This window comes from Saccharopolyspora montiporae, from assembly GCF_015209505.1.
GTDB classification, from domain to species: domain Bacteria; phylum Actinomycetota; class Actinomycetes; order Mycobacteriales; family Pseudonocardiaceae; genus Saccharopolyspora; species Saccharopolyspora montiporae.
In genome coordinates, this window is the sequence record NZ_JADEYC010000014.1 from 127,507 (window position 1) to 149,526 (window position 22,020).

Sequence of the window (22,020 nt, forward strand, 5' to 3'; positions counted from 1 at the left end):
ACGTCGACGCGCCGAACACGGGACACGGGGAACTGAGTACCCGTGCCTCCACAACTCCGCATGGGCTATGCCCTTACGGATGGTGGGGGCACGTTGGCCGCGCGTATAGGCTGTGGGGTCCGACCATGCCCGAGCGCCGGACCCCGCGTCCGTCTCCGGCAAGATGACAGTCCGCCTAGCTGATCTTCGTAAGGATTGTTGTGAGCACTCTCGGTAGCTTCATCTGGTCGATCGCCGACCAGCTTCGGGGCCCCTACCGCCCCAATCAGTACGGCAACGTGATCCTGCCGCTGACGATCCTGCGTCGCCTGGACTGCATCCTCGAACCCGACCGCGAAACCGTGCGCGAGCTAGCCGCGAAGTTCGGCAACCCGAACCGGCTCAGGGTTGAGGTCCGCAAGGCCACCGGCCGCTCGTTTTACAACACCTCGAAATACTCGTTCGCGAACCTGCTCGCCGACGCGGACGGCCTCGCCGACAACCTCACCGACTACATCGACCGCTTCTCCGACGACGTCGATGTGTTCACGTACTTCAAGTTCAAGGAGGAGATCGACGCGCTGGAGGCGGCCGGTTTGCTGCGCGAGGTCGTCAAGTCCTTCGGCGCCATTGACCTGCACCCCGACGAGGTGTCCAACGCGGACATGGGCGACGCGTTCGAATACATCATCCGCAAGTTCAACGAGGCAGCGAACGAGACCTCCGGGGACCACTACACCCCACGCGACGCGATCCGGCTGCTGGTCGACATGCTGTTCGCCGAGAAGGACGCCGACCTCACCGAGGCGGAGATTGTCCGGTCGCTCTACGACCCCACCGCAGGTACCGGCGGCATGCTCTCACTCGCCGAAGAGCACCTGCTCGCGCAGAACCCCGGCGCCAGCCTGAGTTTGTACGGCCAGGAGTACAACCCGCAGTCTTACGCCATCTGCAAGTCCGACCTGCTCGCCAAAGGGCACGACGCGACCAACATCGCGTTCGGCAATACGCTGACCGATGACGCGTTCAAGAATCGCCAGTTCGACTTCTGCATGTCCAACCCGCCCTACGGTGTGGACTGGAAGCAGTACGCCAAGGCAATCAAGCAGGAGAGCGAGTCCGCAGGCCCCTACGGCCGCTTCGCGCCCGGCCTCCCCTCCACCTCTGACGGTCAGATGCTGTTTCTGCTGCACCTGGCCCACAAGATGCGCAAGCCCGAAGACGGAGGCGGTCGGGCGGGGATCGTCATGAACGGTTCCCCGTTGTTCAACGGAGCCGCCGAGTCCGGCCCGTCGAACATCCGCAAGTGGCTGCTGGAGAACGACCTGGTCGAGGCGATCGTCGCGCTGCCGACCAGTATGTTCTTCAATACCGGCATCGCCACCTACATTTGGATCCTCGACAACACCAAGCACCCCGACCGCAAGGGCACGGTCCAGCTCATCGACGGCTCAGAATTCTGGACCAAGATGCGCAAGAGCCTCGGCTCCAAGAACCGTGAGCTCAGCGAGGAAGACCGCGCCAACATCGTCAAGCTCTACGCGGACTTCACCGACGCCGATCCGGACACGTCGAAGGTGCTGCGCACCGACGAGTTCGGCTACTGGACCGTCACCATCGAACGCCCCCTGCTCGACGACGAAGGCAACCCGGTCGTCGATCGGAAGGGCAAGCCGAAACCGGACGCCAAGAAGCGTGACACCGAGAACGTGCCCTTCACCTACGGCGGTTCCACCGCTGCCGACGAGGGCCGCACCGAGGTCGTCCAGGCGTACTTCGACACCGAAGTGAAATCACACGTCCCCGACGCCTGGATCGACTGGACCAAGATCAAGGTCGGCTACGAGATCCCATTCACTCGGCACTTCTACAAGTACGTGCCACCCCGACCACTCGCCGAGATCGACGCCGATCTGGAGAAACAGGTCTCGAAGATCCTCGACCTGCTGCGGGAGGTCGAGCAGTGACGGAGCCTCTTTGGACGGCGCTGCCCGACAACTGGCAGATCGGGCAGATCAAGAACGTCGCGACAGTCACACTCGGCAAGATGCTGCAGAGCAAGGACTCCGGGGGTGATGTATGCGCCCCGTACATGCGGGCCGCCAACGTGCAGCCCGACGGCGCGCTTTCCCTCGACAACATGAACGAAATGTGGTTCGGCGAAACCGAACTGGACCAGCTGAGCATCCGTTCCGGGGACGTTGTCGTCGTCGAAGGCGGACAGGGTGGGTTCGGTCGCGCCGCCTATATCCGCGAGGATCTTGCAGGCTGGGGATTCCAGAACTCCATCAACCGACTTCGACCAGTTGACAGCGAAATCGATGGCCGCTTCATTGCGTTCTACCTGATCGCTCTGCGCGCGAGTGGCTTCATCCGCGCGTACAGCAACGTGGTCTCGATGCCCCACCTCACGGCCGACAAGCTCGCACGTATTCCGATGCCGCTGCCCCCGCCGGACGAGCAACGCGCCATCGCCGACTACCTCGACCGCGAGACCGCCCGCATCGACACCTTCATCGAGGAGCAACAGCGCCTGATCGAGATGCTCCGGGAGCGCCGCCGTGCTGTTCTGACGGCGACGTTCAGCGCGAATGCCGGAACCGAGTCCACGAAGGTTGGAAGACTGCTGGAAGCTCGTCCTTCCTACGGTGTTCTGGTGCCGTCCTATGTTGAGGAGTCCGAGGGCGTCCCGTTTGTTCGCGCCGGTGACATCTTGAACCTGGCCCCAGAGCGCCCCATGTTGGCGATCGCACCGGCGCAGTCGGACGATTTTTCGCGCACCAAGCTCTATGGCGGCGAGGTTCTTCTTGGCGTCGTCGGCAAGATGGGGCAGGCAGCGGTGGCACCGGAGTGGCTCGCAGGCGCGAACGTCGCCCGCGCAGTAGCGGTCCTCCGCTGTAAGAACCCAACTACAACGAATCTTCTCTGTGCATGGCTCGGATCCGAGCATTTCCTGCGCCAAGCCGAGTTGGCGACGAGCGGAGACAGCATCCAACCGACCCTCGGAATGAAGGATCTCGCTCGCTTTGACATCAACTTGCCGACGGACGCCAACGCCGCTAACGAGTTGGCGGGGCAAACGCGCAGGATCGACACGCTCATCGCCGAGTCCGAGCAGTTCATCGAGCTGTCGCAGGAGCGCCGCTCGGCGCTAATTTCCGCTGCCGTGACCGGCCAGATCGATGTGCGGGAGGCTGCCTGATGGCTGATCACAATGAGGTCGTCTTCGAGTCTGAGATCTGCGATCATCTCCACGCGCACGGCTGGCTGTACTCGGAGAACGACGCCGGTTACGACCGCGAGCGTGCCTTGTTCCCCGACGACTTGTTCGCCTGGTTGGAGGCGACGCAGAAGCCCGCGTACGAAAAAGCATTGAAGGCCGCCGGTTCGCAGGCAAAGTTCCTGGACGTGCTGACCACGGCCCTGGACAAGCCCCTCGAACACGGCGGTGGGACGCTGAACATCCTGCGCAACGGTGTGCACTACATCGGTGGCGGCAAGTTGAAGATGGCGCAGTTCCGGCCGGAGACGTCGCTGAACGAGCGGACCACCGCCGACTATGCGGCGATGCGGGTGCGGGTGGTGCGGCAGGTGCATTTCTCCACCGCTGATCAGCGCAGCATCGACCTGGTGTTCTTCGTCAACGGGCTACCGGTCGCGACGGTCGAGCTCAAGACCGACTTCACGCAGTCCCTCGACGAGGCGATCAACCAGTACCGCAAGCACCGCAACCCGCAGACCAACGGGCGCGCGGAGCCGCTGCTGTCGTTCGGGCGTCGGGCGCTGGTGCACTTCGCGGTCTCGAACGCCCTCGCGGCGATGACGACCCGGCTGGAGGGCGAGAAAACGCACTTCCTGCCGTTCAACACGGGTTGCGACGGTGGGGCCGGGAATCCGCCCGCCGCGGACGGGAAGTCCGCGACCGCCTATCTATGGGAACGGGTCTGGGAGAGGCACGCCTGGCTGAACATCATCGGCCGGCTGATGATCGTGCAGACCAAGGACGAGTGGGACATCACCACCGGCACTTCTGTGCGGCGCACGAGCATGCTGTTCCCGCGGTTCCACCAGTGGGAGGCGGTCACGAACATCGCGACCACGGTCGCCGAGGAAGGCGTCGGGCACCGGTACCTGATCGAGCACTCGGCCGGATCCGGGAAGACCAACACCATCGCCTGGACCGCGCACCGGCTCGCTCGGCTGTATGTCGACGACAAAAAGCTCTTCGACTCGGTGATCGTCATAGTGGACCGGACAGTCCTGGACGGACAGTTGCAGGAGGCGATCCGGCAGATCGACGGCTCCGGCAAGATCGTGGCCACGATCAGCCCCGAGGACGTCAAGAAGGCGGGGGCGAAGTCGAAGTCCGGGCTGCTCGCGCAGGCGTTGCGCAACGGTGAGCTGATCATCGCGGTGACGGTGCAGACGTTCCCGTTCGCCATCGACGAGATCCGGACGCACTCCGGGTTGAAAGGCAAGAAGTTCGCGATTCTCGCCGACGAGGCGCACTCGTCACAGTCCGGGCAGATCTCCTCGAAGCTCAAGCAAGTGCTCACCGCCGAGGAGCTCCAGGATATCCGAGACGGCGGCGAGGTCGACATCGAGTCGGTGCTGGCCGCGGAGATGACCGAACGCGCGGAGTCCCCAAACGTCTCCTATCTCGCGTTCACCGCGACGCCGAAGAACAAGACCCTGGCGCTGTTCGGCCGCAAGGGTCCGGACGGCAAGCCGGTCGAGTTCCACCTGTACTCGATGAAGCAGGCGATCGAGGAGGGCTACATCCTCGATGTGCTCAAGGGCTACCAGTCCTACGACACCGCGATGAAAATCGCGGGCAACGCGACCAGCGAGCACGAGGAGGTTGACGAGGCCGCCGCCCGCAAGGGCCTCATGCGGTGGGTGCAGCTGCATCCGACGAACATCGCGCAGAAGGTTCAGATCATCGTCGAGCACTTCCACGCCAACGTCGCGCACCTGCTCGACGGCAAGGCCAAGGCGATGGTCGTGACGGCTTCCCGCAAGTCCGCGGTGAAGTACAAGAAGGCCATCGACGCCTACATCGCGAAGCGCGCCGCCGAGGACCCCACCTACGACTACCGGACGCTTGTCGCGTTCTCCGGCGGCGTGACGATGGCCGAGGACGAGACATGGGACTCGGACTGGGGTCCTGCGCCGTCGACGGACGACGAGTTCACCGAGGCGAACATGAACCCCGGTGCCGGGAGCGATCTGGCGACCGCGTTCGCCGGAGAGACCTACAAGATCATGCTGGTCGCCAACAAGTATCAGACCGGGTTCGATCAGCCCTTGCTGTCAGCGATGTACGTCGACAAGAAGCTGTCGGGCGTCACCGCGGTGCAGACGTTGTCGCGACTCAACCGGACCCACCGCACCGCCTCCGGTGAACAGAAGCGCAAGACGTTCGTCCTCGATTTCGCGAACAAGCCAGAGGACATCAAGGCAGCGTTCGAACCGTACTTCACCAACGCGACCCTGGAGAGCGAGACCGACCCGTACGTCGTCATTCACCTCGCGACCAAACTCGCGCAGGCCGGGATCTACACCGAGGACGACGTTCGCAACGTCGCCGGGCTCTGGGTCAGGCGCAAGGGCAACAACGCCCTGTCGGCCGCGATCAGTCCGGCGCAGCACGAGTTCGGACGCCGCTACGCCCGCGCGCTGGAAGAAGGCGACAAGGTCACGCTCAACGACCTCGACCTGTTCCGCAAGGACGTCTCCACGTACGTGCGGCTCTACGACTTCATGAGCCAGATCGTCAACTACGGCGACTCGTATCTGGAGATGCTGTCCATCTTCCTGCGGCTGCTGGAGAAGGTCATCGCCGAGTCCGCCTGGTCTGCCGAGGTCGATCTCTCCGACGTCGTGCTGGTCGGTGTGAAACACACCAAGGCGAGCGCGGTCGACATCTCGCTGAGCGGTGACGGCGAGCTGAGGGGCATCAGCGCGGCGGGCAGCGGCGCGAAGAAGGAGCCGAAATTCGTCGCGCTCCAGGTCGTCATCGACAAGATGAACGATCTCTTCGGAGCCGAGGCATTCACCGAGTCGCAGGTCAGGGAGTTCGTGAACGGCCTGGTGCAGCGTCTGCTCGTCTATCCCGAGCTGGTCAAGCAAACCAAGGTGAACTCGAAGAAGCAGTTCATGGAATCGCAAGACTTCCAGACTTTGGTGACCGAAGCCGTCGTCGACAACCAGGACGCGCACAACACCATGGCCGACTACTTCTTCAGCGACGGCCCCGCGATCAACAGCGTGATCACGGCCCTCGCCGACGCCTTCTACGAGGCGGCGATCGATCAGTCGGATAGCTGAGAGAAGAAGGCTGGGAGCCACTAGCATCCACTACGCCACACCCGTGGGTCGGGGGTCATCCTTGATGCACAAACGATGTCAAACGCCCGCAGAACGACCCACCACCTCCAGTAGGTATTTGCATTCGTGATTAGCGCAGGCAGTGATGGGTTTCGGCGGATGTCGTCAAACGTCAACTGAGGTCGCCTCGGGTCGGGGTTCAAGGCCCTGCCCTCACATTTCGCTGGTCAGAAATGCGCGGAAAAGCCGTGGAAGATTTCCCGTGTCGAGGCGGTTGACCGGGGGCGTGACGTCGCTGCGCCCCGGGATCAGTCCTCGCGAGGGCGGTGTTCGTCGCGGGTGTTGTGGTGCACGTGTTCGGCATCGGAGCGGTAGGACTCGGTGTGCCGGGCTGCTGTTTCCAGAGTGCGGCGGAGTTCGATCAGGTGGTCCACCGCCGTGTCGATGACTTCGTACGGGTGGTCGCTGAGCGTGCCCCGGTACAGCCGGTCGCGGTCGATGCGGTCGACCTGTTCGGACAAAAGGCGTGCCAGGTCGCCGAGGTTGTCCAGGGTTGCGCGCAGCGCCCGGCCGTAGGACGGCAGGTCTTGCTTGGTCAGGTCCATGTGCGGCTGCTCGGTCACCGCTTCCTGCAGGGCGTCCCGGGCCCGGTACACGGCTTCCAGCGGATGGGACGGCTCCCAGCTGTGATCCATGCCGGCCTCCTTCCGCGTTCGGCCCCGGCGCGGGGCCTCGGTGTCCAGGTTGCTCGCATCGTCGCTGGTCGGCCAGCCCGTGCCGCCCCGGTCGAGGGGACGACCCCAGCCGCGATGTCCGCCGAGGAGCGCGTACCCGCCTGGTTGCCGGTCGCCGGTGTGCGCGCAGTGCGGTCGCCGCGGGCGGCCGGCGGGATGGTCCTGTTCACGCCGAATCCGCGTGCTGTTGCTGATGATCAGACGACCTGTGCAGGATTCCGGGCATGGCAGCGGACGGCGGTGAGCACGGGAGGCGGGTCCCGGCCGAACCCGCGCTGCTGGCGCCCCGCCCTCGTCCGAAGCGCCGGGAGCGGGACGCCGAACCCGGTGAGCGGCGCGAGACGGTCTGGAACGTGGCGCCGATCGCGCTCAGCCTGGTCGCTGGTGTCAGCGCGGGGATCTTCGGGCGTTTGTTGCCTCACGGCGGAGTGCCGGTGTGGTTGGCCTGGGGAGCTGCCGCCGCACTGTGGCTGCTCGTCGAGTACCGGTTGCAGACGTGGTACGCGCGTCGGTTGCGCAGGCAGCGCGCCGAGGACGATCGGACGTCCGGTGCGGGGTCGGGCGACGTGGGTGGCCGGTTCCGGTCGGGCTTCGACGAGCGCTGACCCGACGTGCGGCGCGACCGGGTCTCGCGACCGGTGCCCGGTGCGGATGATCTCGTCGCGGCGAGCGAGGTGCGGATCCGCTGATCGGTGCGCGGCGGTGGTCCGGGGATGCCGCTGTCCGGCACCGTGGTGCGTGTGCTGGAACTGATCACCGCCGACCGGGTGCTGGTGGGGCCGCCCGGAGAAGAGATCGCCGCAGGCGCCGTGCTGTTCGACGGGGAGCGGATTGCCGCGGTGGGGCCGCGCGCCGCGCTCCGGCAGCGATCCCCCGGGGCCATCGTGCGGGAATTCCCCGGGCACACGGTGCTGCCCGGGCTGATCAACGCGCACGTGCACCTCGCGTTCGACGCGACCACCGACTTCCGGGACAACGTGCGCGGTGCGTCCGACGAGCAGCTGCTGGACGGTATGGCCGAGCGCGCCGCGCAGCTCGCCGCGTCCGGGGTGACCACCTGTCGGGACCTGGGGGACCGCGGCGGCGCGGCGGCTCGGTTGCGCCGGGAGATCGGCAGCGGTGCGCGGGCCGGGCCGCGCGTGCTGGCCGCGACGAGCCCGATCACCATCCACGATGGACACTGCTGGTTCCTGGGTGGCGCCGTGGACGGCGGCGAGAGCTCGTTGCGTGAGCAGGTCCGGCACAACGCGCGGCTCGGCGCCGACCTGATCAAGGTGATGGTCTCCGGCGGGCAGATCACCCCGGAATCACCCCCGATGTGGGCCAGCCAGTTCGACACCGCGCAGTTGGCGATCATCGCGGACGAAGCCGCCGCGCACGGCCTCCCGGTCGCGGCGCACGCGCACGGGGTGGACGCGATCCGGTCGGCCGTCGAAGTCGGCGTACACACCATCGAGCACTGCACCTGGATGACACCGGACCGCGGCTCGGACCTGCGCCCGGACGTGGTCGCCGAGATGGTGCGGGCCGACATCTCGGTGTGCACGGCGATGTCCGCCGCGTGGCGGACGTTCGGCGACCGGGTCGGCCACGAGCGCGCCGAGGCGAACTTCGCGCGGACCCGGCGCATGGACGAACTCGGGCTGCGGCTGTTGTTCGGCACCGACGCCGGGCTGACCGGATCGACCTTCGACGACCCGGTCGGCGCGCTGGAGCTGTACGAATACCTCGGCTTCGACGCGGAGCGCGTGCTGCACCTGGCCACCGGCCGGACCGCGGAAGGGCTCGGCATCGCCGACCGCACCGGCAGCCTGCTGCCCGGCAAGAGCGCCGATCTGCTGGTGGTGCCGGACGATCCGCGCGCAGACCTGCAGGTGCTGCGCCGCCCGGCGCTCGTGCTGTGCGCGGGGCGACCGGTAGCGGGGGAGTAGCCGGCGGGATCCCCTCGGGCCGGCGGTATTCCGGTTGCGCGCCGCGGCGCCCGGTCGCGATGCTGGCTCGATGATCGATGCGGGACTCGACGGCCGGGTCGTCCTGGTGACCGGTGCCGGTGGCGGGATCGGTGCGGCGATCGCGCGGGCGTTCGCGGCCCAAGGGGCGCGGGTGGCGCTGCACTTCCGCGAGGACGAACCCGCGTCGCCGGATGACGCGCAGTACCACCACCGCGCACCGGACCGGGCTGAGGTCGAGCGGCTGGCGTCCGAATGGGACGGAGCGGTCGCGGTCGAAGCCGATCTCGCCCGGCCCGATGCCGCGGTCGACCTGTTCGACGAGGTCGAGCGGAAGCTGGGGCCGGTGGAGGTGCTGGTGAACAACGCCGCGCACTGCGAAACCCCGGACGAGATCGGCACGGTGACCTTCGACGGGCTCGAACGGCACTACCGGGTCAACGCGGTCGCCCCCGCGCTGCTGATTAGCGAGCTGGCCAAGCGCACCGGTGCCGGGCAGCGCTGCGCGGTGAACATCTCCACCGACGCCGCGCGCGCCTTCCCCGGGCAGGTCGGCTACGGCACGTCGAAAGCCGCGCTGGAAGCTCTGACCCGCTCGACCGCGCTGGACCTGGCGAGGGAGTCGATCCGGGTCAACGCGGTGGCCCCCGGTCCGGTGCAGACCGGCTGGATGGACGAGGCCACGGCCGAGCGGGTGCGCACCATCGTGCCGATGGGCACGGTGGGCGCGCCCGCGGACATCGCCGATGCGGTCGTCTTCCTGGCCTCGCACCAGGCGCGGTGGATCACCGGTCAGGTGGTGCAGGTCGCCGGCGGGCACGCGCTGTGAGCTGCCGGTAGGTCAGCAGGCAGCCGAGACCGAAGGCGAGCACCGGGATCGCGCCCAATCCGTACGCGGCGGCGACCGAACTGTCCGCCACGAGCGGGAAATGCGACACCACGAGCCAGAGCGCGACCAGCAGCACCGCGATCGCGGCGGCGGGAGTGAGCCGGCGCACCCGGCCCGTCCCGGCCGGTCGTTCCCGGGCGAAGAACACCAGTGCCGCCACCGAGGTCAACAGCATCAGCAGCACGACGCCCAGCGTGGCGACCCCGGCCATCGACCCGAAGATCTCGGTGAGCGGGTCCAGTCCCAGCACCGCGAACAGCGCGATCAGCGCGGCGGCGGTCGCGGTCTGCACCAGCGAGGACGTCGCGGGTGAACCGTGCCGGGGGTGCACCCGGCCCAGCGCCGCGGGCAGCGATCCCCGCCCGGCCAGCGCGAACTGGTAGCGGGCGAGCACGTTGTGGAAGGACAGCACGCAGGCCACCAGGCTGGTCAGCAGCAGCACCTGCAGCACATCGCCGGCCACCGGACCGAGGTAGCGCTCCGCGGTGGCCAGCATGAGGTCGTCCGGGGACTGCCGGGCGCGCTCGCGCACCGCGGCCACGCCCCAACCCTCCACGATGGACCAGCTGGACAGCGCGTAGAACAGGCCGATGATCAGCACGGCCGTGTAGGTGGCGCGCGGGATCGAGCGGTCCGGATCGCGGACCTCGTGCCGGAACACGGCGGTGGCCTCGAACCCGATGAACCCGGTGATGGAGAACAGCACCGCGATGCCCAACGGTCCGCTGCCGATCTCGGCCGGGGTGAACGACGCGCCGCTGATCCCGGAAGCACCGCCGCCGGCCAGGATCGCCGCGTCCAGCACCAGCACGATGCCCAGCTCACACACCAACGCGACGCCGAGCACCTTCGAGGAGAGCTCGATGCGCCGGTAGCCGAGCACGCCGACCAGGACCAGCAGCACCGCCGAGCACGCCCACCACGGCGGTGCCGCACCCAGGTGGTGCTGCAGGAATCCGGACGCGGCTCCGCCCAGGTAGCCCCAGATCCCGGCTTGGATCGCGGTGTAGGCGGCCAGGGCGAGGAACGCGGTGCCGCCGCCCGGCACCTCGCCGAGACCGCGCTGCACGTAGGCGGAGAACGCGCCGGGTCGCGTGACGTGCGGGGTCATCGCCACGAAGCCGACCGAGAAGATCAGCAGGACCGCCGCGGCGATCAGGAAGCCGACCGGTGCCCCCGCGCCGTTGCCCAGCCCGATGGCCAGCGGGACGTTGCCGCCGATCACCGTCAGCGGCGCCGCGGCGGCGAGCACCATGAACACGATCGAAGCCGTGCCCAGCCGTCCGGAGAGCCGGGGTCGCGCGCCGGTGCGCATCAGCGGTCCCGGCCGGTGGGCAGGTCGGTGCGCAGGTCGGTCAGGTAGGGGTTGTCCCGCTGCGCGCGGCGCACCCGGTCCGGGTCGATATCGGCGAGCAGCAGCGCGGGTTCCTCGACGGCGTGCGCGATCCTCGTCCCGTCCGGAGCCACCACGCTGCTGCGGCCCACGTAGGTGGTGTCCCGCTCGCGGCCGATCCGGTCGGCGTAGCAGACGTAGACCTGGTTCTCCCACGCCCGGACCGGGACGACCTGCTCGGCGACCCGGGCGAACGGCGTCATCTGCGCGGTGGGTACGACGATCAGCTGCGCGCCGTCCAGCGCTGCCCGGCGCGCCCATTCCGGGAATTCGACGTCGTAGCAGATCAGCAGCGCGATGCGCACGCCCTCGTGGTCGACCGCGGTGACCGCGCGGTCGCCGGGGGTGAACCGGCTGCGGTCGAGGTCGCCGAACAGCTGGATCTTGTGGTGCTCGGCGCGGACCGCGCCGTCCGCGCCGAGGAAGACCGCCGCGTTGACGAGGTTCCCGTCCCGCAGCAGCGGAGTTCCCACGACCAGCGCGATCCCGTGCCGCGCGGCGATCCCCGCGCAGGGCTCGACCGGGTTCCGGCGGGCCAGTTCGCCGGCCAGTTCCCCGATGTCGTAGCCGGTGAGGAACAGTTCCGGGGTGACCAGCAGGCCGGCTCCCGCCTCCGCGGCCCGCTGCGCGGCGCGGTCGAGTTCGGCCAGATTGGCGTGCAGGTCACCCGGAGTGCCCGCGGTCTGCAGGCATGCCAACCGGAATGCGGCCACAGCAGCGTCCTTCCACCCGAGGAGGTGGGCTCATCGTGGACGCTGCCCGCCCCGCGCGGAACCGGCGGAGTGTGCGCGGCGAGCGGTCCGGCTGGACGGGTTGTGCACCGCTCAGCCGAGTTCCCAGACGTGCGCGAAGGAGACCGGGTGGTTGCGGAACCGCTCCCACTTCGGTTTGCGCTCCAGCCACGCCTCGTCCACGACGCCCTCCTCCATCTCCACCAGTCGCCAGCCGTTCTCCCGCGCGGCTCGCACGTGCTCGCTGACCAGGTGGACGTGCGTCGCGATGGCCACCGAGCGCCCGGTGTCGTCGGTGTAGTGCGTGGGCATGCCGGAGGTCATGATGAAGTGCGGGTGGAATCCGACGATCGCGAACAGCGCGCCAGGAGCGGCCAGCCGGCGCGCCTCGCGGTAGAGCGGAGCGAGATCAGGTAGGTGCTCGTCGATGAGCGAGGCGATGACCAGGTCGTAGCGGCCGGAGTCGAAACCGGTCGCCGTGGCGTCGGCGTCCACCAGCCGGTCGTGCGCGCCGCGGGCGCGGGCGGCGTCGAGCATTTCCGGCGTGATGTCGGCCCCGTCGATCGCGGCGACCCCGCGCTCGCGCAGCCAGCTCCCGGTGCGGCCGGTTCCGCAGCCGAGGTCGGCGGCCCGCCGCACCGACGACCACGCCGGGGTCCGCAGCCGGTCGAGCAGCGCCAGGTCCATGGTGTCCTCGACGGTGTCCTCGTAGGTCGCGGCCCAGCCCGCGTAGCCGGTGCGCACGTCGACGATCGGGTAACCGCGCGCATCGAACGAAGTGAACTCCATGCTCGCGAGCATGCCGGACGGCAGGACCCGCGCGATACGTGGTTTTTCACGGCAGCCGGTACATCGGGTTGGGCAGCTTGATGCCTCGCTCGGCGTGCCCGCCGAGCAGATCGCTGTGCTGGTCGCCGACCGACAGCAGCACGTCGTAGCCGCGTTGCTCCAGCCCGGCCCGCGTCGCGGACTTGTACGGCACCGCGGAGTCCTGCTCGTCGTCGGCCGGGCGCAGGTACAGCCCGTCGAACGGGCCGAATCCGCGGTCGTGCAGGTTGCGCGCGGTCGCGGCCCGCAGATCCGGATCGTCGCGGCGCCCGGTGATGAAGAACACCGCAACGCCTTCGCCGCGCGCGTGCTCGACGAGGTCGCGGGTCGGTGCGATCGCGGGCAGTTCGGCGGCCAGCTCCACCTCGCGGAACGCGTCCTCGTCGAAACCGAAGTCCGCGTCCTTCTCGAACGCGTAGGTGGACAGCGCGGTGTCGTCGATGTCCAGCACGATCGCCGGGCGGCGCACCCCGTCGTCGAGCCTGCCGTCCAGGTGCGCCCGGGCCTCGTGCACAGCGCCGGTCACGTCCGCGTGCCAGTCACCGGATTCGTAGTAGTGCTGCACCGCGTCCTTGGCGCCGGTCAGGTTCGCCGGTCCGGTCTCGTCGGTGCCGCTGCCCGCGGCCAGCGCGGTGCCCGCGCCGAGCAGCCCGGCGGTGGTCAGGGCGATGGTCAGGCGCGCGGTGCTGCGGGACATGTGTTCCTCCTCGCTGTCGGGCGGGCCCGGCTGACCGGTGGCCCGCGAATCTTGCGAGGATCGCCGAACCGACCGTCCGCGCGCGTGTGCCACACCGGTGATCTGCGCGCGAGCGCACCATCGCGCCCGCCGTGCGAACCTGGCGTGCGCGGGGGTGCGGCGGGTTCCGGTGCGGCTGCGCGGCCGCGGCCGGTGCTCGTGAACCTGCTGAGGAGGAGATTCCGTGTCGTTGGGTCTGAGCCTGCCCAAAGCCGAGTTGCACGTGCACATCGAGGGCACGCTGGAGCCCGAGCTGGTGATGGCCTGCGCGCAGCGCAACTCCGTGGACCTGCCCTTCCGCAGCGTGGAAGAGCTGCGCGCCCGGTACGTCTTCGACGATCTGCAGTCGTTCCTGGACCTGTACTACCTGGCCATGGACGTGCTGCAGGTGGCGCGCGACTTCACCGAGGTCGCCGACGGCTACCTGGCGCGCGCGGCCGCGCAGGGCGTGCGGCACGCGGAGATCTTCTTCGACCCGCAGGCGCACCTGGTGCGCGGCGTTCCGCTCCGCGAGGTGGTGGACGGGCTGGTCGCCTCGCTGCGCACCAGCGAGCAGCGCTTCGGCGTCTCCACCCGGTTGATCGCCTGCTTCCTGCGGGACAAGGGCCCGCAGGCGGCGGAGGAAACCTGGGAGGCGCTGCAGCCGCACCTGGAGCACATCGACGGCGTTGGCCTGGACTCGGCGGAGGTCGGCTACCCGCCGGAGGACTTCCGCGGCGTGTTCGAGCGGGCCCGCGCCGCGGGGCTGCACCTGGTCGCGCACGCGGGGGAGGAGGGGCCGCCGGCGTACGTCTGGCAGGCCCTGGACACCCTCGGCGTCGAGCGGGTGGACCACGGCGTGCGTTCCGTCGAGGACCCGGAGCTGGTGCGCAGGCTCGCTCGCGACCGCACGCCGCTGACCGTGTGCCCGCTGTCGAACGTGCGGCTGCGCACCGTGGCCGCGCTCGACGAGCACCGGCTGCCGGAACTGGTCGACGCCGGGGTGCTGGCCACGATCAACTCCGACGACCCGGCGTACTTCGGCGGTTACGCGGGGGACAACTTCGACGCCGTGCAGCGCGATCTGGGCTTCTCGGACGCGGCGCTGCGCGAGTTCGCGGCGAACTCGTTCCGCGCCTCGTTCCTGCCCGAGGAGCAGCGCGCGGCGTACCTGCGCGAGCTGTGAGCCCGCCGCCCGGGCGGGATCTGCGCCTGCCCGGGCCGGGTCAGCCGGGGGCGAACACCGGGATCGCCTCGCCGCCCGCGGGCTGCTCGAATTCGACGGTCACCGCCATGCCGGTGCGGACCTCGTCCGGTGCGGTGCGCACGATCTGCGCACGCAGCCACGGTCCTTCCGCCAGTTCCACGATCGCCACCACCAGGGGATTCGTCCGGCCGTCGGCATCGGGCTTGTCGTGCACCACCGCCCAGGAGGTGATGGTGCCGCTGCCTGCGGCGGGCACCCACTCCAGGTCCGCCGAGCCGTCCGGTCCGGTCTGCTCGGTGGGCGAGATGAGCGCCCCGGTGGTCCGGTCGCGGCGGATCAGCAGCCGCCCCTCGGCGGCGGCGTCGAAGAACGGTGCGGATTCCGCGTCGCGCTGCAGCGGGTGCACGGGCATCGTCGGGCTCCTTCCCTGCGTCAGCTGCGGGCGTGCGGGCTCAGCAGCAGCGTCGAGTGGTGGTCGAGGATCCCGCCGTTCCCGCTGACCAGCACCACATCGTTGTCGGCGACCTGGCGCTGTCCGCCGTGCCCGCGCGCCTGCAGGACCGCTTCGGACAGCGGCGTCATGCCCCACATGTAATAGCTGGACAGCTGGCCGCCGCCGGTGTTGGTGGGCAGCGAGCCGCCGGGGCCGAGCGCGCCGCTGGACGCCAGCTGCCCGCCTTCGCCCTTGGCGCAGAAGCCGTAGTCCTCCAGCGTGACCAGCGTGGTGTAGGTGTAGCAGTCGTAGATCTCGCGGATGCCGACGTCGGCGGGACGCAGGCCGGCCATGCCCAGTGCGGTTCGCCCGGACTGCGCCGCGCCGGTGACCAGACCGAACTCGCTGCCGCCGTGCTCGCGGTAGCCCGGATGGCCCTGGCCCCAGCCGAGCACGTGCACCGGCGGGTTGCGCAGGTCCCGGGCACGTTCGCCGGAGGTGACCAGCACCGCGATCCCGCCGTTGGAGACCATGCAGCAGTCCAGCAGGTGCAGCGGTTCCACGATCCAGCGCGAGTCCTGGTGGTCGGCGACGCTGATCTTGTCCCGGAAGCGGGCCAGCGGGTTGAGCACCGCCCATTCGCGGGTGCTCACCGCCACGTGCCCGAGTTGCTCGCTGGTGGTGCCGTAGCGGTCCATGTGCCTGCGCGCGGCCAGCGCGTACCCCGCGTTCGGCGACAGCGCTCCGCCCGCGGCGCCCAGTCCGGCCAGTCCCGGGCGGATCCGCTGGGCCGGGTCGGCGTAGGCGCTGCCGCTGGACCCGCTGGGCCGCAGCGGCGCGTCGGCGAACACGCAGGCGACGGTGGAGGCCATGCCCGCGCCGATCGCCAGCGCGGCCTGGGTCACCATCGCACCCGCCGAGGAGCCGAAAGCCTGCAGTTGCGCGGCGAATCCGAGGTCGGTGAGCCCGAGCGCGCGCTGGATCTGCAGGTCGATGCCGCCGCTGATCCCCGGGTTGATCAGCAGTCCGTCGATGTCCGGGATGCCGATGCCGGCGTCCTCGGCGGCGAGCCGGATCGCGTCGATCCCGAACTGGGCGCTGCTGCGGTCGTAGACCTTGCCGAGCTCGGTCATCCCGAGTCCGGCGATGGCCACGTCGGGCACGTGCATCGGCGACCTCCGCGTCGGATGGTCACCGATCCTATTGCCGACGGACATCGTCGTAAATGGTCGCCGTGCGAATGCGGGAGGATGGGGCGGTGAGCACCACGCAGCGCGCCGGTCGTCCGCGGGACCCGGCGGTCGAGGACCGGGCCCGCCGGGCGGCGCGGGCCGTCTACGCCGAGCGCGGGTGGAGCGGGTTCACCCTCGACGAGGTGGCCCGCCGTTCCGGGATCGGCAAGGGGTCGCTGTACCTGCGCTGGCCGGACAAGGCCGCGCTGCTGGTGGAGGCGGTGCGCGAGCGGACCCGGTTCATCGCCGAGATCGACACCGGAGCCCTGCGCTCCGACCTGATCGAGTTCGCCACCGGCTGGCTGGAGTACATGACCACCGACGACGGGGTGCTCACCTACCGGCTCAACGTGGACTCCCGGTTCGTGCCCGAGGTCTGGGAGGCGCTGGCCGACGATCCCTACCCGGAGCACGTGCGCGCCACGCGGGCGATGGTGCGGCGCGGCATCGCCCGCGGGGAGCTGCCGCAGGACGCCTCGGTGGCGCTGATCGCGGACCTGGTGGCCGGCGCGGTGTCCAACCACGTGCGTGCCACCCCGCAGTACCTGCAGGGGCGGGTGCGGGCTCGATCGGCCGAGTACGTGGCGCACCTGGTGGACACCGTCCTGGCCGGGGTGGCGGCGCGCTCGGTCTGACCCGTCGTCCAACGCGGCGTACCTCGCTGCGCGGAATCGGTTCTGCCTGGTGCTACCGGGTGGACGTGCGGCGTGACGGGTGTTGCAGACGGCGATCGTCGGAAATAGTCGCGCGGACGCACCCCGGCACGAAACCAGCGGAGGTTTCGATGAGCCAGCACCGCGAACCGGACGACGAGCCCGCCCCGCTGCGTTCGCTGCGGGTCATCGACACGGCCGACGCCCCGGCGGAGATGTGCGCCCGGTACCTCGCCGACCTCGGTGCCGAGGTCGTCCGGGTGGAGCCCCCGGGCGGATCCGCCTCGCGCACCGCTTGGCCGCGCTGGAACGGGATCGGGCTGCGCGAGGCCACCCGTGCTGCGGGCAAGCTCGGTGTGCTGCTCGACCCCGCCGACGGTCGGGACCGGACCGACTTCCTGCGCCTGCTGTGCACCGCCGACATCTGGATCACCACCGCCACCGCCGAGCAGCTCGACCGGATCGGCATCGACGAGATCCGGCGCCGCGCACCGCATCTGGTGATCGCGTCGGTGACGGACTTCGGGCTGACCGGGCCGTACCGGGACTACGCGGCCACCGAGTGGGTGCACGCGGCGATGTCCGGGCTGCTGTGCCGGTCCGGGATCCCGGGACGCAGACCGCTGCTGCCGCCGCGGGAGATCCTGGAGCAGGCCGCGGCCGCGCAGGCCGCGTGGTGCGCGCTGTTGGCCCACTTCCGGCGGTTGCGCACCGGCGGCGGCGACCACCTGGACATCTCGCTGCACGAGACGCTGACCCAGGTCATCGACCCGCCGTTCGGCGCCGGGCCCACCGCGGGCTACGGCCGGTCGTGGTGGGACTTCCCGCACGACCGCCCGGACGCCGGCTCGTACTACCCGGTGCTGCCCTGCGCGGACGGGCACGTGCGGATCTGCGTGCTCAGCAAGGCGCAATGGACCGCCATGCGGGCCTGGCTCGGCGAACCGGTGGAGTTCCAGGCCCCCGAGTACGAGCTGATCATCGAGCGGCAGAAGGCCGACGCGCGGCTGCGCGAGCTCATCGGCGCGCTGTTCGCCGACAGGTCCAAAGAGGACCTCGCGGTGGAGGGACAGCGGCGCGGGATCCCGGTCGCCCCGGTGCTGGACCTGCGAGAAGTGCTGGACACCGAGCACTTCGCCGAGCGCGGCTGCCTGCGCCCCGTCGACCTCGGCGCCCGCACCGGGCGGATGCCCGGCTGCAGTGTGCAGATCGACGGGCACCGGCCGGCCACCGCCGCGCGGGCACCGGAACTCGGCGAGCACACCGAGCAGGTGCTGTCCGGACTGCCGCCGCTGCCGCCGCTGCGGTCGGCGGGCGAGGACGCCCCGGCGGCCGTGCCGTTCGCCGGTCTGCGGGTGCTCGACCTCGGAGTGATCGTCGTCGGTGCCGAGGCGGGCCGGATGTTCGCCGACTACGGCGCCGATGTCGTCAAAGTCGAGCACAGCACGCACCCGGACGGCAGCCGCGCACCGTTCGACGGCACGGTCAGCAGCGGTTTCGCCTGGGGACACCGCGGGAAGCGCAGCCTCGCCGTCGACCTGCGCGATCCGCGCGGGCACGAGATCGTCGAACGGCTGGCCGCCACCGCCGACGTGCTGCTGAGCAACTTCAAACCCGGAACGCTGGACCGGCTGGGCCTGGACGAGGACAGGCTGCGCTCGCTGAACCCCGGACTGGTGATCGTGCGCAGCAGCGCCGTCGGGCACACCGGGCCGTGGCGCGGCTGGATGGGCTACGGCCCGCTGATCCGGGCCGCGACCGGGCTCACCGCGCTGTGGCGCGATCCCGAGATCCCGGACGGCTTCTGCGATGCGGTGACGGTCTACCCGGACCACCTCGTCGGCAGGCTGGTGGCCACCGCGGCGCTGGCCGTGCTGGTCGAGCGGGAGAACACCGGCCGCGGCCGCGCGGTCACCTGCGCGCAGTCCGAAGCCATCCTGGAAGGGCTGTCCGCCCAGCTGCTCCGCGAGTCGCTGGAACCCGGATCGGCGCAGCCGCACGGCGGAGTCGCCGAGGAGGAGGCGCCCTGCGGGGCTTACCCGTGCGCGGGGGACGACGAGTGGTGCGTGATCACCGTGCGCGGTGACGCCGATTACGAGCGGCTGCGCAAGGTCGTCGAGCTGCCCGACGTGCCCGACCGCGTCGCGCACCGGGACCGCATCGACGCGCGACTGGCCGCCTGGACCGCTCGCCGCAGCCCGCAGCAGGTGATGCACGAGCTGCAGGCCGCCGGCGTGCCCGCCGGGGCGATGAACCGGATCCCGGACTGCGCCGCCGATCCCGCGCTGCGCGAGCGGCGGGCGTTCACCACCGTGCACCAGCCGACCGTCGAGGCGCCGCTGCCCACCGAGAACGGCCAGTTCCTCGCCGAACGCACCGCCGCGCGCCCACCCCGGCCGGCTCCGGTGCACGGCCAGCACACCCGCGAGGTCTGCACCGGAACGCTGGGCATGTCCGAGCACGCGGTGGACGAGCTCGCGGCGGCCGGTGTGCTGGAGGAACCGGATCCGTTCGGACCGGTCCGCGGCGGCCGGCCCGGCCCGTGACCGCCCGCAGCAGCCCCTTCCACCGATCATCGGGAGTTCCGCATGCTTTTCGAGTTCACCGAGGAACAGCGCGCGCTGCGCAGCGCCGTGCGCGAGCTGCTCGCCGACCACGCCGACGAGCAGCGGGTGCGCAGCACCGCCGCGGGCGAGCTCGGCCACGACCCGCAGCTGTGGAAGCTGCTCGCCGAGCAGCTGGGCGTGACCGGGCTGGCCGTGCCGGAGCGCAGCGGTGGTGCCGGTGCCGGGCCGGTCGAACTCGCCGTGGTGCAGGAGGAATTCGGCCGCGCGCTGTTCTGCGGGCCGTACCTGGGCAGTTCCGTGCTGGCCGCGACCCTGCTCGACGCGCTCGGCGACGAGACCGGGCACCTGACGGAGATCGCCGCGGGCCATCGGATCGCCGCGGTGGCGCTGGCCGAGGACACCGCCGGGTGGGACGTCCCGCGGCTGGGCGCGACGGCCACCGAGGACGGCGGGACCTGGCGGGTCTCCGGTGCGAAGCGGTTCGTGCTGGACGCCGCCTGCGCGGACGTGCTGCTGGTGGTCACCCGCGGCCCGCGGGTGTTCGCGGTGGATCCCGCCGACCGCGGGGTCACTGTGCAGCCGCTACAGGTGTTCGACCCCACCCGCAGGCAGGCCGATGTGCGGTTCGACCGCGCCACCGCGCAGCCCGTCGGCGATCCGGACCGCAGCGCCGCGGCGCTGGACCGCGCGCTGCGCACCGCCGAGGTCATGCTGGCCGCCGAGCAGGCGGGCGGTGCGCGCGCGGCCCTGGACATGGCCGTGGACTACGCCCGCACCCGGTTCCAGTTCGGCCGCGCCATCGGCAGCTTCCAGGCCGTCAAGCACCTGTGCGCGGACCTGCTGGTCGAGGTGGAATCCGCGCATTCCGCCGCGTTCGCCGCGGCCTGGGCGCTGGCCGAGGACGCACCGCAGATCGACGAGCACACCGCGCTGGCCCAGGCGTTCTGCTCGGAGGCGTTCGAGAAGGCCGCTGCGGACAACATCCAGATCCACGGCGGGATCGGCTTCACCTGGGAGCATCCCGCGCACCTGTACCTGCGCCGGGCGCGCACCGGAACCCGGTTGTTCGGTTCCCCGGACCAGCACCGCGAGCGCTACCTCGCGGCCACCGGATGCTGAGCCGCGCGGCAGGCCCGTTCCACGCAGCTGAGGGGAGAACACCATGAGCACGCCCGATGATCCGGATGCCCTGCGCGCCGAGGTGCGCGGGTGGCTCGCGCAGCACCACTCGGCCGACCTGGACCGGCGGGAGTGGCTGTCCGCCGTGGTCGACCGCGGGTACGCCGTACCGCGCTGGCCCGCGGACGCGTTCGGACTCGGGCTGCCCGACGAGCTGGCCCGGGTCGTGGAGGAGGAGTTCCGCCGCGCCGATGCGCCCGGCAGCGGTCAGGACCGGTTGAACCTGTGGGCGGGCACCGTGCTGGCCTACGGCAGCGCGGACATGCGCGCCCGGTTCCTGCGCCCGCTGCTGCTCGGCGAGCTGAACATGTGCCTGCTCTACAGCGAGCCGGGCGCGGGGTCCGATCTCGCCGGGGTGCGCACCCGTGCGGTGCGCGACGGGGACGGTTTCCTGGTCGACGGCCAGAAGGTGTGGACCTCGCACGCCGCCCAGGCCGACTACGGGATGCTCGTGGCGCGCACCGACCCCGGGGTGCCCAAGCACGAGGGGATCAGCTTCTTCTTCCTGCCCATGCACCAGGACGGGGTGCAGGTGCGGCCGCTGCGCCAGATGACCGGTGAGCGGCACTTCAACGAGGTCTTCCTCACCGGCGCCCGCGTACCGGCCGCCAACATGCTGGGCGAGCCGGGGCAGGGCTGGCGCGTGCTGCAGACCGCGCTGGCCTACGAGCGGGTCATGCTGGGCGAGACGAACCGCGGGGCGAGCACCCGCAGCGCCAAGCAGGGCAGCGGGGACGCCGATCTCGTGGAACTGGCCCGCAGCCGCGGGAAATTCGACGATCCGGTGCTGCGCCAGGACATCGCCCGGGTGCTGATGCTGCGCCAGGTGAACCGGTGGAACGGCAGGCGGGCGGATTCCGAGCTGGCGGCCGGCACGTCGTCGCCGCTGGTCTCGCTGGGCAAGCTGGTGATGTCCCGGTTGCTGCACGAGACCGGGCGGGTGCAGTCGGCGATCGCCGGCCCGGAGGCGATGCTGGAAGGCGAGGGGAACCCGGAGGGCGACGACGCCAATTTCGCGGCGATGAACGCGTTCTTCACCTCGATCGGCGGCGGAACCGACCAGATCCAGCGCAACATCATCGGCGAGCGGGTGCTCGGCCTGCCCAAGGAACCGGACCCGTACCGCGGAGTGGCCTTCGAGGACGTGCCCCGCTCCGGGTAGGGACTGGCGCGCGGGGCGGTCCCGCTACCGGTACCGCCC

The 22,020-nt window shown here is 70.1% G+C and carries 18 protein-coding genes; 11 read left to right on the plus strand and 7 right to left on the minus strand.

Features of this window, described 5'->3' with window-relative positions; translation table 11 throughout:
* The first annotated feature begins 200 nt into the window (after positions 1–200).
* From IQ251_RS09055 to IQ251_RS09065, 3 genes are read left to right on the plus strand one after another with little or no spacing between them, the layout of a single operon-like run.
* The gene (locus tag IQ251_RS09055; protein WP_193928035.1) at positions 201–1,946 is read left to right on the plus strand and encodes a type I restriction-modification system subunit M; all 1,746 of its coding nucleotides are present in this window, start codon (positions 201–203) and stop codon (positions 1,944–1,946) included.
* The gene (locus tag IQ251_RS09060) at positions 1,943–3,181 is read left to right on the plus strand and encodes a restriction endonuclease subunit S (protein WP_193928036.1); all 1,239 of its coding nucleotides are present in this window, start codon (positions 1,943–1,945) and stop codon (positions 3,179–3,181) included. The genes IQ251_RS09055 and IQ251_RS09060 overlap by 4 nt, the downstream gene beginning before the upstream one ends.
* Positions 3,181–6,309: a type I restriction endonuclease subunit R gene (locus tag IQ251_RS09065; protein ID WP_193928037.1), complete on the plus strand. Its 3,129-nt coding sequence runs from the start codon at positions 3,181–3,183 to the stop codon at positions 6,307–6,309. Before IQ251_RS09060 ends, IQ251_RS09065 begins: the two co-directional genes overlap by 1 nt.
* Before the next feature lie 308 nt (positions 6,310–6,617).
* Here IQ251_RS09065 and IQ251_RS09070 read toward each other — a convergent pair whose 3' ends face one another.
* Positions 6,618–7,004: a hypothetical protein gene (locus IQ251_RS09070; protein WP_193928038.1), complete on the minus strand. Its 387-nt coding sequence runs from the start codon at positions 7,002–7,004 to the stop codon at positions 6,618–6,620.
* A 263-nt stretch (positions 7,005–7,267) separates the two neighbouring features.
* On the opposite strand from IQ251_RS09070, the gene IQ251_RS09075 reads away from it, so the two are divergent.
* The 3 genes from IQ251_RS09075 (at position 7,268) to IQ251_RS09085 (ending at position 9,821) form a co-directional block, all read left to right on the plus strand.
* Positions 7,268–7,648: a hypothetical protein gene (locus tag IQ251_RS09075; RefSeq protein ID WP_193928039.1), complete on the plus strand. Its 381-nt coding sequence runs from the start codon at positions 7,268–7,270 to the stop codon at positions 7,646–7,648.
* Positions 7,649–7,756: 108 nt separating this feature from the next.
* A complete protein-coding gene (locus tag IQ251_RS09080; RefSeq protein WP_193928040.1) occupies positions 7,757–8,974 on the plus strand; it encodes an amidohydrolase family protein in 1,218 nt (405 codons plus the stop codon).
* 70 nt (positions 8,975–9,044) lie between these two features.
* A complete protein-coding gene (locus IQ251_RS09085; RefSeq protein ID WP_193928041.1) occupies positions 9,045–9,821 on the plus strand; it encodes an SDR family NAD(P)-dependent oxidoreductase in 777 nt (258 codons plus the stop codon).
* On the opposite strand, the gene IQ251_RS09090 is transcribed toward IQ251_RS09085, so the two are convergent.
* The 4 genes from IQ251_RS09090 to IQ251_RS09105 all read right to left on the minus strand — a co-directional run bounded on the left by IQ251_RS09090 (position 9,778) and on the right by IQ251_RS09105 (position 13,530).
* On the minus strand, positions 9,778–11,196 hold the full coding sequence (locus IQ251_RS09090) for an APC family permease (RefSeq protein ID WP_193928042.1): 1,419 nt from the start codon (positions 11,194–11,196) through the stop codon (positions 9,778–9,780). The two genes, IQ251_RS09085 and IQ251_RS09090, sit on opposite strands and share 44 nt — an antisense overlap.
* Positions 11,196–11,987 (minus strand): carbon-nitrogen hydrolase family protein, encoded by a 792-nt coding sequence (locus tag IQ251_RS09095; RefSeq protein WP_370591295.1) that lies wholly within the window; start codon positions 11,985–11,987, stop codon positions 11,196–11,198. Before IQ251_RS09095 ends, IQ251_RS09090 begins: the two co-directional genes overlap by 1 nt.
* 111 nt (positions 11,988–12,098) lie before the next feature.
* A complete protein-coding gene (locus tag IQ251_RS09100) occupies positions 12,099–12,794 on the minus strand; it encodes a class I SAM-dependent DNA methyltransferase (RefSeq protein ID WP_193928043.1) in 696 nt (231 codons plus the stop codon).
* Positions 12,795–12,840: 46 nt separating this feature from the next.
* The gene (locus IQ251_RS09105; protein WP_193928044.1) at positions 12,841–13,530 is read right to left on the minus strand and encodes an HAD family acid phosphatase; all 690 of its coding nucleotides are present in this window, start codon (positions 13,528–13,530) and stop codon (positions 12,841–12,843) included.
* 223 nt (positions 13,531–13,753) lie between these two features.
* Here IQ251_RS09105 and IQ251_RS09110 point away from each other — a divergent pair, with 223 nt between their 5' ends.
* Entirely contained in the window at positions 13,754–14,734 is a 981-nt protein-coding gene (locus IQ251_RS09110; RefSeq protein WP_370591296.1) for an adenosine deaminase, read from the plus strand.
* Positions 14,735–14,774: 40 nt separating this feature from the next.
* Here IQ251_RS09110 and IQ251_RS09115 read toward each other — a convergent pair whose 3' ends face one another.
* Both IQ251_RS09115 and IQ251_RS09120 read right to left on the minus strand, forming a co-directional pair.
* Positions 14,775–15,167 carry a Zn-ribbon domain-containing OB-fold protein gene (locus tag IQ251_RS09115; RefSeq protein WP_193928045.1) on the minus strand — a complete coding sequence of 131 codons (393 nt, stop codon included), beginning with the start codon at positions 15,165–15,167 and terminating at the stop codon, positions 14,775–14,777.
* 20 nt (positions 15,168–15,187) lie between these two features.
* Positions 15,188–16,357, minus strand: a complete 1,170-nt coding sequence (locus tag IQ251_RS09120; RefSeq protein WP_193928046.1) for a thiolase family protein — start codon at positions 16,355–16,357, stop codon at positions 15,188–15,190.
* A gap of 89 nt (positions 16,358–16,446) precedes the next feature.
* Between IQ251_RS09120 and IQ251_RS09125 the strand changes: the two genes are divergently transcribed.
* The 4 genes from IQ251_RS09125 (at position 16,447) to IQ251_RS09140 (ending at position 21,981) form a co-directional block, all read left to right on the plus strand.
* Positions 16,447–17,055 carry a TetR/AcrR family transcriptional regulator gene (locus IQ251_RS09125; RefSeq protein ID WP_193928047.1) on the plus strand — a complete coding sequence of 203 codons (609 nt, stop codon included), beginning with the start codon at positions 16,447–16,449 and terminating at the stop codon, positions 17,053–17,055.
* Positions 17,056–17,204: 149 nt separating this feature from the next.
* Entirely contained in the window at positions 17,205–19,619 is a 2,415-nt protein-coding gene (locus IQ251_RS09130; RefSeq protein ID WP_193928048.1) for a CaiB/BaiF CoA-transferase family protein, read from the plus strand.
* A 42-nt stretch (positions 19,620–19,661) separates the two neighbouring features.
* A complete protein-coding gene (locus IQ251_RS09135) occupies positions 19,662–20,759 on the plus strand; it encodes an acyl-CoA dehydrogenase family protein (RefSeq protein ID WP_193928049.1) in 1,098 nt (365 codons plus the stop codon).
* Between the two features lie 43 nt (positions 20,760–20,802).
* Positions 20,803–21,981, plus strand: a complete 1,179-nt coding sequence (locus IQ251_RS09140) for an acyl-CoA dehydrogenase family protein (RefSeq protein ID WP_193928050.1) — start codon at positions 20,803–20,805, stop codon at positions 21,979–21,981.
* Positions 21,982–22,020: the final 39 nt, after the last annotated feature.

What these genes read in the sequence shown, in the direction of transcription:
- IQ251_RS09130 (WP_193928048.1), top strand. Translation starts at nt 17,205, where the DNA reads ATGAGCCAGCACCGCGAACCGGACGACGAGCCCGCCCCGCTGCGTTCG.
- IQ251_RS09065 (WP_193928037.1), top strand. Translation starts at nt 3,181, where the DNA reads ATGGCTGATCACAATGAGGTCGTCTTCGAGTCTGAGATCTGCGATCAT.
- IQ251_RS09075 (WP_193928039.1), top strand. Translation starts at nt 7,268, where the DNA reads ATGGCAGCGGACGGCGGTGAGCACGGGAGGCGGGTCCCGGCCGAACCC.
- IQ251_RS09115 (WP_193928045.1), bottom strand. Translation starts at nt 15,167, where the DNA reads ATGCCCGTGCACCCGCTGCAGCGCGACGCGGAATCCGCACCGTTCTTC.
- IQ251_RS09120 (WP_193928046.1), bottom strand. Translation starts at nt 16,357, where the DNA reads ATGCACGTGCCCGACGTGGCCATCGCCGGACTCGGGATGACCGAGCTC.
- IQ251_RS09080 (WP_193928040.1), top strand. Translation starts at nt 7,757, where the DNA reads ATGCCGCTGTCCGGCACCGTGGTGCGTGTGCTGGAACTGATCACCGCC.
- IQ251_RS09140 (WP_193928050.1), top strand. Translation starts at nt 20,803, where the DNA reads ATGAGCACGCCCGATGATCCGGATGCCCTGCGCGCCGAGGTGCGCGGG.
- IQ251_RS09085 (WP_193928041.1), top strand. Translation starts at nt 9,045, where the DNA reads ATGATCGATGCGGGACTCGACGGCCGGGTCGTCCTGGTGACCGGTGCC.
- IQ251_RS09105 (WP_193928044.1), bottom strand. Translation starts at nt 13,530, where the DNA reads ATGTCCCGCAGCACCGCGCGCCTGACCATCGCCCTGACCACCGCCGGG.
- IQ251_RS09100 (WP_193928043.1), bottom strand. Translation starts at nt 12,794, where the DNA reads ATGGAGTTCACTTCGTTCGATGCGCGCGGTTACCCGATCGTCGACGTG.
- IQ251_RS09135 (WP_193928049.1), top strand. Translation starts at nt 19,662, where the DNA reads ATGCTTTTCGAGTTCACCGAGGAACAGCGCGCGCTGCGCAGCGCCGTG.
- IQ251_RS09070 (WP_193928038.1), bottom strand. Translation starts at nt 7,004, where the DNA reads ATGGATCACAGCTGGGAGCCGTCCCATCCGCTGGAAGCCGTGTACCGG.
- IQ251_RS09090 (WP_193928042.1), bottom strand. Translation starts at nt 11,196, where the DNA reads ATGCGCACCGGCGCGCGACCCCGGCTCTCCGGACGGCTGGGCACGGCT.